The sequence below is a fragment of the Streptomyces capoamus genome (assembly GCF_014654935.1).
Taxonomy (GTDB): Bacteria; Actinomycetota; Actinomycetes; order Streptomycetales; family Streptomycetaceae; genus Streptomyces; species Streptomyces capoamus.
Genome location: NZ_BNBF01000002.1, coordinates 40,639 through 50,748, shown reverse-complemented (window position 1 = coordinate 50,748; position 10,110 = coordinate 40,639). Strand labels below are relative to the sequence as shown.

General features: G+C 70.6%; 7 protein-coding genes. 3 read left to right on the top strand and 4 right to left on the bottom strand.

The window, feature by feature from the left end:
* The first annotated feature begins 211 nt into the window (after nt 1-211).
* On the top strand, nt 212-1,459 hold the full coding sequence (locus tag IE312_RS03730) for a L,D-transpeptidase (protein ID WP_189978354.1): 1,248 nt from the start codon (nt 212-214) through the stop codon (nt 1,457-1,459).
* Between the two features lie 427 nt (nt 1,460-1,886).
* Entirely contained in the window at nt 1,887-5,132 is a 3,246-nt protein-coding gene (locus IE312_RS03725; RefSeq protein WP_229898990.1) for a S8 family peptidase, read from the top strand.
* A gap of 54 nt (nt 5,133-5,186) precedes the next feature.
* Here the strand turns inward: IE312_RS03725 and IE312_RS03720 are convergent, their stop codons facing one another.
* The gene (locus tag IE312_RS03720; RefSeq protein WP_189978351.1) at nt 5,187-6,095 is read right to left on the bottom strand and encodes a helix-turn-helix domain-containing protein; all 909 of its coding nucleotides are present in this window, start codon (nt 6,093-6,095) and stop codon (nt 5,187-5,189) included.
* Nucleotides 6,096-6,266: 171 nt separating this feature from the next.
* Between IE312_RS03720 and IE312_RS03715 the strand changes: the two genes are divergently transcribed.
* Nucleotides 6,267-7,307 (top strand): NAD(P)-dependent alcohol dehydrogenase, encoded by a 1,041-nt coding sequence (locus IE312_RS03715; protein WP_189978348.1) that lies wholly within the window; start codon nt 6,267-6,269, stop codon nt 7,305-7,307.
* 140 nt (nt 7,308-7,447) lie between these two features.
* Here IE312_RS03715 and IE312_RS03710 read toward each other — a convergent pair whose 3' ends face one another.
* The 3 genes from IE312_RS03710 to IE312_RS03700 all read right to left on the bottom strand — a co-directional run bounded on the left by IE312_RS03710 (nt 7,448) and on the right by IE312_RS03700 (nt 10,081).
* On the bottom strand, nt 7,448-8,176 hold the full coding sequence (locus tag IE312_RS03710; RefSeq protein WP_189978346.1) for a Type 1 glutamine amidotransferase-like domain-containing protein: 729 nt from the start codon (nt 8,174-8,176) through the stop codon (nt 7,448-7,450).
* A gap of 114 nt (nt 8,177-8,290) precedes the next feature.
* Complete coding sequence (locus tag IE312_RS03705; protein WP_229898989.1) at nt 8,291-8,503, bottom strand: hypothetical protein; 213 nt, start codon at nt 8,501-8,503, stop codon at nt 8,291-8,293.
* A gap of 459 nt (nt 8,504-8,962) precedes the next feature.
* On the bottom strand, nt 8,963-10,081 hold the full coding sequence (locus IE312_RS03700) for a hypothetical protein (protein WP_189978344.1): 1,119 nt from the start codon (nt 10,079-10,081) through the stop codon (nt 8,963-8,965).
* Between the last annotated feature and the right edge of the window lie 29 nt (nt 10,082-10,110).

Sequence of the window (10,110 nt, the reverse complement as noted above, 5' to 3'; positions counted from 1 at the left end):
GGACCCCGGACGGCAACCGCCGTCCGGGGTTTCGTCGTCCCAGGGGGGCGTACGGCCCGGATCCCGCACCACCCGCGACCGCGTTCCCGTGGACGTGGGATGCCCCACAGATCCACGGACTGTGGAACGGGACGGCCCGGCCGTAGCGTTGAAGGTTCTTGACGGGGACTCTCGGGGTTATCGCGACTCGGCAATGATGGAGAAGCTTGTGATGACGGACAGCATGCGGCGCCGGCGCCTGACGGCCGCGTCCGCTCTGCTCGGCGGTGTGCTGGTGCTGACGGCGTGTTCCGGCGGCGACGCCGACGGCTCCGGCGGTGGCGGCGACACCTCGCAGGCCAAGGTCGACGAGGCGGCGGCCAAGAAGTCGTCGGAGGCGCAGATCACGATCACGCCCAAGGACGGCTCGAACAACGCCTCGATCAACAACTCCGCGGTCGTCACGGTGAGCAAGGGCACCCTGACGAACGTCACGATGACCACCCAGGACGGCAAGGCCGTCGCCGGGCAGCTGTCCGCGGACAAGAAGAGCTGGAAGCCCGGCGTCCAGCTGGAGCGCTCCACCACCTACAAGCTCGCCGCGGAGGCCAAGGACTCCGAGGGTCGCATAGCCCACGAGAACGCCTCCTTCACCACCGTCTCCCCGGCGAACAGCTTCATCGGCACCTACACCCCGGACAACGGCTCCACGGTCGGTGTCGGCATGCCGGTGTCGGTCACCTTCGACAAGGCGATCACCAACAAGGCGGCCGTGCAGAAGGGCATCACGGTCAGCTCCAGCAGCGGCCAGGAGGTCGCCTGCCACTGGTTCAGCGCCAACCGCATGGACTGCCGCCCGGAGGAGTACTGGAAGGAAGGCTCCACCGTCACGCTGAAGCTGGCCCTCGACGGCGTCGAGGGCGCGCCGGGTGTCCACGGCGTCCAGCAGAAGACGGTCACCTTCCACATCGGCCGGAACCAGGTCTCCTACGTCGACGCGCAGACCCACCAGATGAAGGTCACGCAGGACGGCAAGGTCGTCAAGACCATACCGATCTCCGCCGGCGCCCCGGACAAGAAGACGTACGAGGGCCGGATGGTGATATCGGAGAAGTTCAAGGAGACCCGCATGAACGGTGCGACGGTCGGCTTCAAGGACTCCGACGGCAAGGGCGAGTACGACATCAAGGACGTGCCGCACGCCATGCGCCTGACCACGTCCGGCACCTTCATCCACGGCAACTACTGGGGCGCGTCCTCGGTGTTCGGCAGCGTGAACACCAGCCACGGCTGCGTCGGCCTCCAGGACAAGAAGGGCGCGAACGACCCGAGCACGCCGGCGGCCTGGTTCTTCAACCACTCGCTGGTCGGTGACGTCGTGGTCGTCCAGAAGACCGGCGACAAGACCGTCTCGCCGGACAACGGCCTCAACGGCTGGAACATGGACTGGTCGCAGTGGAAGGCCGGTTCGGCCGTCTGACAGCCGCTCGCAGTCCCCTCCCGGTGCCGCCTCCAGGGGCGGCACCGGTGTGTGCGGGGTGCGGCCTTCTCCCGTCGCCCGGAACGAGATCCTGTACGCGCCGTACGGACCGGGGACGGACATGACGGCGTATAACACCCGGAGAACGTTCAGGACTTCGCGATTCTGTAACGGTGTCCCGCCCGGCTCGTAACAGTTCCGGGATGCGCTTTCACACCTTCCTCTCATCTATTGAGCCGTCTGATCACCCCCCGGCATACTGCGTGATCCGGGGGGTTGGCGTGCATGTGTGCGAGTTGGCCCCCGACCGGGTGAACGGGTAATTCGCCCGGTACCTCATCTCCAGGGGGAGAACTTGCGCAGACAAGTGAAAAGAGCAGCTGCGGCCACCGTGGCAACGGCCGCAGCGGTCGCCCTCGCAGCGGGTATGACCAGCCCGGCGTCGGCGAAGCCCCAGCAGCCCTCGGCGGCCGCCACCGCCGCCGCCCAGGGCGCCGCCACCCACCACGTCACGCTCATCACCGGTGACCGCGTCGCCCTCGACGCCAAGGGCCGTGTCGTCGGCCTGCAGCGGGCCAAGGGACGCGAGCACATACCCTTCCAGGTCCGCAAGGCCGCCGGACACACGCTGGTCGTCCCCGCCGACGCGGCCCGTCTGGTCGCCTCCGGCACGCTGGACCAGCGCCTGTTCGACGTCACCGAGCTGAACCGGGCCGCCACCCGCAAGGCCCAGAAGAACGGCCTGAAGGTCATCGTCGGCTACCGCGGCACCGCCACCGCCGCCAAGGCCGACGTCCGGGACGCGGGCACCCTGCGCCGCAGCCTGACGGCGCTCAACGCGGACGCCGTGCAGACCCCGGCCAAGGCCACCGCCGAGCTGTGGGACGCCGTCACCAACGGCGACCGGACCGCCTCCGGCATCGCGCACGTCTGGCTCGACGGGGTCCGCAAGGCCTCCCTCGACAAGTCCGTGCCGCAGATCGGCGCGCCCACCGCCTGGAAGGCCGGCTACACCGGCAAGGGCGTGAAGGTCGCCGTCCTGGACACCGGTGTGGACACCCGCCACCCGGACCTGAAGGACCAGGTGGTCGCGTCCAAGAACTTCACCTCCGCCGCCGACGCCACCGACCACTTCGGGCACGGCACGCACGTCGCCTCCATCGTGGCGGGCACCGGCGCCAAGTCGGGCGGCAAGTACAAGGGTGTGGCCCCGGACGCCAAGCTCCTCAACGGCAAGGTCCTGGACGACACCGGCTCCGGTGACGACTCCGGCATCCTCGCCGGCATGGAGTGGGCGGTCTCCCAGGGCGCCTCCGTCATCAACCTGAGCCTCGGCGGCTACGACACCCCCGAGGTGGACCCGCTCGAGGCCGAGGTCAACAAGCTCTCCGCCGAGAAGGGCGTGCTGTTCGCGATCGCCGCGGGCAACAACGGCCCCCAGTCGATCGGTTCGCCGGGCAGCGCGGACGCCGCGCTCACCGTCGGCGCCGTCGACAAGCAGGACAAGCTCGCCGACTTCTCCTCCACCGGCCCGCGCACCGGCGACGGCGCCATCAAGCCGGACGTCACCGCGCCCGGTGTGGACATCACGGCCGCCGCGGCCAAGGGCAGCGTCATCGACCAGGAGGTCGGCGAGAAGCCCGAGGGCTACCTGACCATCTCCGGCACCTCGATGGCCACCCCGCACGTCGCGGGCGCCGCCGCCATCCTGAAGCAGGAACACCCCGACTGGGGCTACACCGAGCTGAAGGGCGCCCTCACCGGCTCCACGAAGGCCGGCAAGTACACCGCGTTCCAGCAGGGCACGGGCCGCATCCAGGTCGACAAGGCGATCAAGCAGTCGATCGTCGCCGACCCGGTCTCGGTGAGCTTCGGCGTGCAGCAGTGGCCGCACACCGACGACAAGCCGGTCACCAAGAAGGTGACGTACCGCAACCTGGGCGACAAGGACGTCACGCTCACCCTCTCCAGCACCGCCACCGGCCCCAAGGGCGCGGCGGCCCCGGCGGGCTTCTTCAAGCTCGGCACGCCGACGGTGACGGTCCCGGCGCACGGCACCGCCTCGGCCGACCTCACGGTCAACACCAAGCTGGGCGGCACCCTCGACGGCGCCTACTCGGCGTACGTGACGGCGACGGGCGGCGGCCAGACGGTCCGCTCGGCCGCCGCGGTGCAGCGCGAGGTGGAGTCGTACGACCTCACCCTGAAGTTCATCGGCCGTGACGGCAAGCCCACCCCGAACTACGGCGCCGACGTGTCCGGCGTCGCGGGCCTGGCCAACGGCCTGTGGCTGAACCCGTACGACAAGTCGGGCACGGTGAAGGTGCGCGCGCCCAAGGGCACGTACATCCTGAACGCCTCGGTCTTCGTCGACCCGCGGGACGCCACCAAGGGCACCGACTGGATCGCGCAGCCGAAGCTGACCGTCGGCAAGAAGCAGACGATCACCATCGACGCGCGCAAGGCCAAGCCCGTCGACATCACCGTCCCGGCGGCGGGCGCGAAGTCCGAGTTCGCCTACCCCGGCTTCGACGTCACGGTGGGCGACGGCCAGTTCGGCTACGGCTGGTTCCTGAACTCGTACAAGGGCTTCCGCACCAGCCACCTGGGCCCGCAGCTGCCGGCCGGTACGCTGCGCCAGCAGTGGGACGCCCACTGGAGCAAGGGTGCGACCGAGCAGTACGACGTCACCTCCGGCGGCCAGGTCAAGCAGCTCGCCACCGGCTACACCAAGCACTACAAGGCGAGCGACCTGGCCACGGTGAAGGTCCGGATGGGCGCGCCGGCCGCCGGAAAGAAGGGCTCCGTCGACGCGGTCGGCTGGCTGCCCGGCAGCTCCGGCGCCTCCTCCATCAGCATCCCGCAGAAGCTGCCCGGCACCCGCACCCTGCACCTGTCCGCCACCGGCGGCGCGAAGTGGGAGCTGCAGTTCCAGCAGAACGGCGGGGTCGACCAGGACGGCTTCCCGATCTACGAGGCCGGCTACGCCCTCGGGCAGTTCGCCTTCAAGGCCGGGAAGAGCTACACCAAGACGGTCAACACCGCGGTCTTCGGCCCGCACGTCGCCAAGGGCCTGGGCATCTTCCGCGACGGCAACGAGATCTTCGGTTCGCTGCCGCTGGTCGCCGACTCCGCCCGGCACAACGGGTACTCGCAGTTCACCTCGGTGAACACCACGCTGTACCGCAACGGCACCAAGGTCGGCTCCAGCAGCGACCCGCTGTTCGGGGACAACCCCTTCAAGGTGCCGGCCGGTGACGCGGCGTACAAGCTGACCACCTCGGTCAAGCGGTCCGCGAAGCTCGCGGCGGCCTCGACACGCATCGACGCCGCCTGGACCTTCCGCTCCAAGAAGCCCGCGGACTTCGTCCAGCTGCCCGCCTCGTCCCTGCACTTCGGCGCCACCACCGGCCTGGACAGCCGGGTCGCGGCCGGCAGGACGGTCACCTTCCCGGTCACCGTCGAGGGCTCCGCGGCCGGCGGCAACCTGAAGTCCCTCGCCGTCTACGTCTCGTACGACGGCAAGAACTTCAAGAAGGTCACCGTCAAGAACGGCAAGATCACCGTGAAGAACCCGGCGAAGGACAAGGCGGTCTCGTTCCGCGCCAAGATCACCGACAAGAAGGGCAACACGTCGGAGATCACGATCTACAACGCGTACTACGGCAAGTAAGCCGCAGCGCTCCCTGACGAGGGGTGCACCGGAGGCCCGCCTCCGGTGTGCCCCTCAGCGCGTCGCCGCGCGGTTCGCGTCCGCACCCCAGCTGGCCAGCAGACGGAGGGACTCCGCGGTCGGCGAGCCCGGCTCGGCGTGGTAGGTGAGCAGGGACTGGTCCGAACCGTCCGTCATGCGGAAGCTCTCGAAGTACAGGGCCAGCTCGCCCACCAGGGGATGGTGCAGCTCCTTGAGGCCGTGGCTCTTCTCCTTGACGTCGTGCGTGGCCCACAGCCGGCGGAACTCCTCGCTCTTCACCGAGAGCTCGCCCACCAGCGCCGACAGCCGCGGATCGTCCGGGTAGCAGCCCGCGTCCATGCGCAGGGCACAGACGATGTCGATCGCCTTCTGCTCCCAGTCGACGAACAGCTCCCGGTACTCCGGGCGCAGGAAGACCAGCCGGGACCAGTTCCGCTCGGCCGGCGGCAGCTCCGCCCAGTCACCGAAGACGGCCGCCGCCATCCGGTTCCAGGCGAGGATCTCCGTCCGCCGTCCCACCACGTACGCCGGCACGCCCTCCATCGAGTCCAGCAGCTGCCGCAGCGCCCCCCGTACCTGCTGCTGCCGCGCCGCCGGCTTCTTCTTGTGCGCCTTCGGCTTCGCCAGATGCGTGAGGTGCGCGTGCTCGGCGTCCGTCAGCCGCAGCGCCCGGGCGATCGAGTCCAGCACCTCCCCCGACACGTTCCGGCCGTTGCCCTGCTCCAGCCGCGTGTAGTACGCCACCGACACCCCGGCCAGCTGCGCCAGCTCCTCGCGGCGCAGCCCCGGCACCCGGCGGTGCCGCCCGAACGGGGCCAGTCCCACGTCCTCGGGCTTCAGCCGGGCCCGCCGGCTGCGCAGGAACTCGCTCAGCTCCGCCCGCCGGTCCAGGGGCCGGCCGGCGGCCACGGTCACGTCCGGCTGCTCGTCCCTGCTGTCCATACGTCCAGTATTGCTGTTCGTACGCAGGCCAGCCTGACCCCGCCAGTGGTAGGCACAGCGGTCGTACGCAAAGCCGTGGTCTGGGTGAGCCGCCTCTCGCGGGGCACGCTGGATGCCGTGCCCGGCGGAAAGGAGCCGGGCGCGCGACCCCCCGCTAGGAGATTCACCGGCATGACCACTGTTGCTGCGTACGCCGCGCCCGCCGCGAAGGCCCCGCTGGAGCGGACGACCATCGAGCGACGCGCGGTCGGCGAGTTCGACGTCCTGATCGACATCAAGTTCGCCGGTATCTGTCACTCCGACATCCACCAGGCCCGTGAGGGCTGGGGCGAGGCGATCTTCCCGATGGTCCCCGGCCACGAGATCGCCGGCGTCGTCTCCGAGGTCGGCTCCGGCGTGACGAAGTTCCAGGTCGGCGACCGGGTGGGCGTCGGCTGCATGGTCGACTCCTGCCGCGAGTGCGAGAACTGCCTGCGAGGCGAGGAGCAGTACTGCCTCAAGGGCATGGTCGGCACCTACAACGCCGTCGGCAAGGACGGCCAGCCCACCTACGGCGGTTACTCCGAGAAGATCGTCGTCGACGAGAACTACGTCCTGCGCATCCCCGACGGCCTCTCCCTGGACGTGGCCGCGCCGCTGCTGTGCGCGGGCATCACCACGTACTCCCCGCTGAACCACTGGAACGCGGGCCCCGGCAAGAAGGTCGCCGTCGTCGGTCTCGGCGGCCTCGGCCACATGGCCGTCAAGATCGCGCACGCCATGGGCGCCGAGGTGACGGTGCTGTCCCAGTCCCTGCGCAAGAAGGACGACGGCCTCAAGCTGGGCGCCGACCACTACCACGCCACCAGCGACCCGAAGACCTTCGAGGAACTGGCCGGCACCTTCGACCTGATCGTCTCGACGGTCTCGGCGCCGATGGACTTCGGCGCGCTGCTGTCGCTGCTCAGGGTCGACGGCGCGCTGGTGAACGTGGGCGCGCCCGAGGAGCCCATCGCGCTCAACCTGTTCTCGGTGATCGGCGGCCGCAAGACGCTCGCCGGCTCCATGATCGGCGGCATCCGCGAGACCCAGGAGATGCTGGACTTCTGCGCGGAGCACGGCATCGGCGCGGAGATCGAACTGATCAGCGCGGCCGAGGTCAACGAGGCGTACGAGCGGGTACTGGCGAGCGACGTCCGCTACCGCTTCGTCATCGACACCGCCACGATCTGACCTGCGGCCGGCTGGGCGCAGTGCTGCCGAGCCGTGGTCCTGAGCTGCTGTACCGCGCCGAGGCGTGATGCCGCCGGGCCGTGGTCCTGCCGGGCCACGGCCCGCGGCGGATCGTCCGCGCGGGGCGGGACGCGGGGCGGCTAGCCGCCCAGGCCGAAGCCCTCCCCGGCGCCGTACGCCCGTACCAGGACGGCCCCGTCGGCCGCCGGCCGTACGACATGGACCCGGCCGGCCCCGGCCACGCGGGCCTTGTCGCCGTCCACCGCGAGCAGCGTGTTCTCGTCCAGGGCGACCCCGTACGGCACCTCACCCCGCGCGACCGCCGCGACCAGTCGCGGCAGCGTGCCCCACTGGGCCGCGTGCACGTCCACCGCGAACGGCACCAGTGCGAGCCCCGCCCGTACCTCGACCTCCGCCAGGTCCTCGCCGGTCTCCTCCGGGCACACCGGCACCCCGTCCACCAGCCACCCGCCGACGACGGCCCGGCGCGCGGCCACCGCCGCACCGGCGGAGAAACCGGCGTATGGCACACCGCGCGCCGCCAGCAGCCCCGGCAGCCGCTCCGCGCAGTCCGCGAGCGCGTCCCGGTAGGCGGGCGTGAGCCCGCCGCACACCAGCAGTCCGTCGACCCCGGCCAGCGTGTCCTCCGGCTCGAACCGGCCGCCGAGCGGCACCAGCAGCGGCACCGGCACGCATCCGGGGTCCACCGTGCGCAGCGCCGCCGCGTACCGCTCGAACTGCGCGACCCCGTCCCCCTCGTCCAGGACCAGGCACCCGACCCGCCGCTCCCCGCGCACCTCGCGCAGGAACGGCTCGTACACCTCGGTGCGGTCCCAGCCGCCACCGATCAGAAACACCGGACTGCCCATGCCCTCCCCTTCACCTTCTGCTTCTCGGCCGAGGGGTGAATGTACGGGGCGGTCACCGGCCCCGTCGCCCGAATTACGGGCCGGCGGGGCACGCGCGGGCGAACGGAAGCAGTGCTATCCACCCTGCTTCTTCACATACGCCACGGCCGTCATGCAGAGCCCGAAGGCTCCCGCGAAGACGGCGGCTCCGGTGGCGACCGCGGACACCGGCGACATGCCGAGCGTGGTCCACAACAGGCCGGCCACCAGGCCGGCGACCACGGACACGAGGAAGACGATCACAACTTCGTAGACCCGGTGATTGCACACCGGAACCTGACTGGACAACCTTGATCCTTCCGAGTTCTGTCAGAACATCGGCGTCCGGATCTCGCGGGGTGTACCACACATGCCGGCCGGACGACCAATGCCTACGCACTGAGGTCGTAGCCAGAACGCGCCGCCTGCGCGACCCGCGTCTGGCAACCACGGGGTGGAACCCACGTGGCCTAAGCACCGCATGTGGAGCCCCCTGTACTCGTGTCCGGCCGCTGGAAGTCACCGAGCGGCCACAGCACTCTACTGCCGCCGGGCACACAACTGCCTTTTTCCGCAACTGAGTTGATGTCCTGAATTCGACCGTCCGAGCCCGGCGGCCCCCTGTGTCCGCTGTCCGCCCACGGCCCAGGGGCAACGCGTAGCGGCTCTCCAGCCCCCTGTGCGCCCTCGTCCGGGAGCAGTGGCGAGCACGCACGGCGCGGCGCTCGCCGGCCGTGAGAAATGGCTGGATCCCTCATGCCTCCGCGGTCAGGCGTCCGCCGTCGCGGTCTGCGTCACCGTGCGCACCACCGTGTCGCGGACCTGGCAGTAGTACGCGGCCTTGTTCCCGCGGTAGCGCCACGGCAGCGCGTTCACGTACCCGTCGACCAGCTTGAACTGCTCCAGCGCCGCCTCGTTGCGGTCCTGGAGGTGCAGGTAGAACGCCAGCAGGTGGCGCAGCTCCGGCAGCCGCGGGTGGGACGGGTCGGCCGCCGCGGCGTCCGCGAGGGCCGCGTCGACCCGGGCCAGCATCTGCGGCGTGTTGTCGGCCTCGGTGTCCTCCGACTCGTCGTGCTCGAAGTGCGCGATGAGCGGCAGCGCCGTCAGCAGGCTGCCCGGCGGCGCCTCGGCCGCCGCCCGCTCGGCGAACTCTGCGGCCAGCCGCTCCGAACCCCGCCACTTCGCGCACCAGTACTGCAACGCCGAGAAGTGCGCCTCGTAGTGGTGCGGGGCACGGGCGGTGATCTCCGCCCAGACCTTGTCCATCTGGGCGTTCGGGTAGCCGAGGCCCAGCGCCAGCCAGATCTCCGCGATGTACGGCGTCGGGTCGTCCGGGTTCAGCTCCGCCGCCCGGGCGACCTCCGCACGGGCACCGGCCAGCGTGCGGTGGAAGGCGTCGAACTGCTCCCTGCTCGTGTACTGGGCCTTCTTGCCGCCCCGCAGGTCCCAGGCCAGGATCACCGTGCTGCGCGCCCGGACCACGGCCGCGTCCGGATCGTCCCGCCGCGCGGCCTCCCAGGCCAGCAGCCAGGAGTCCTCCTCGGCCGCGCGCTCGGCCAGCAGGTAGGTGGCCGCCGACCGGCGCTCCCAGTCCCGGCCGATCGCCGCGAGCAGGTCGGCGGCCGGCTGCCAGTCTCCGGCGCGCACCGCGGTGAGCACGGCGGCCCACTCCGCGGGCAGGGGCGCGGCGAGGTCGGTGGTCTGCCGCTCCACGGGGAGCAGGCCCAGCTCCTCGGCGGCGCGCGCGGCCTCGGCGGCCTCCGCCGCCTCGGCGTCGTCGTCGGGGGTCGGGTGGAAGAGCTCCTTCACGAACACCCAGGCCAGCCAGAGGACGAAGATCAGGGTGGGGACGGCAAGGGCGCCCAGGATCCAGAAGAGGACGGTCATCGGCGTGGGTTCGTTTCCTTGGTGGGGGA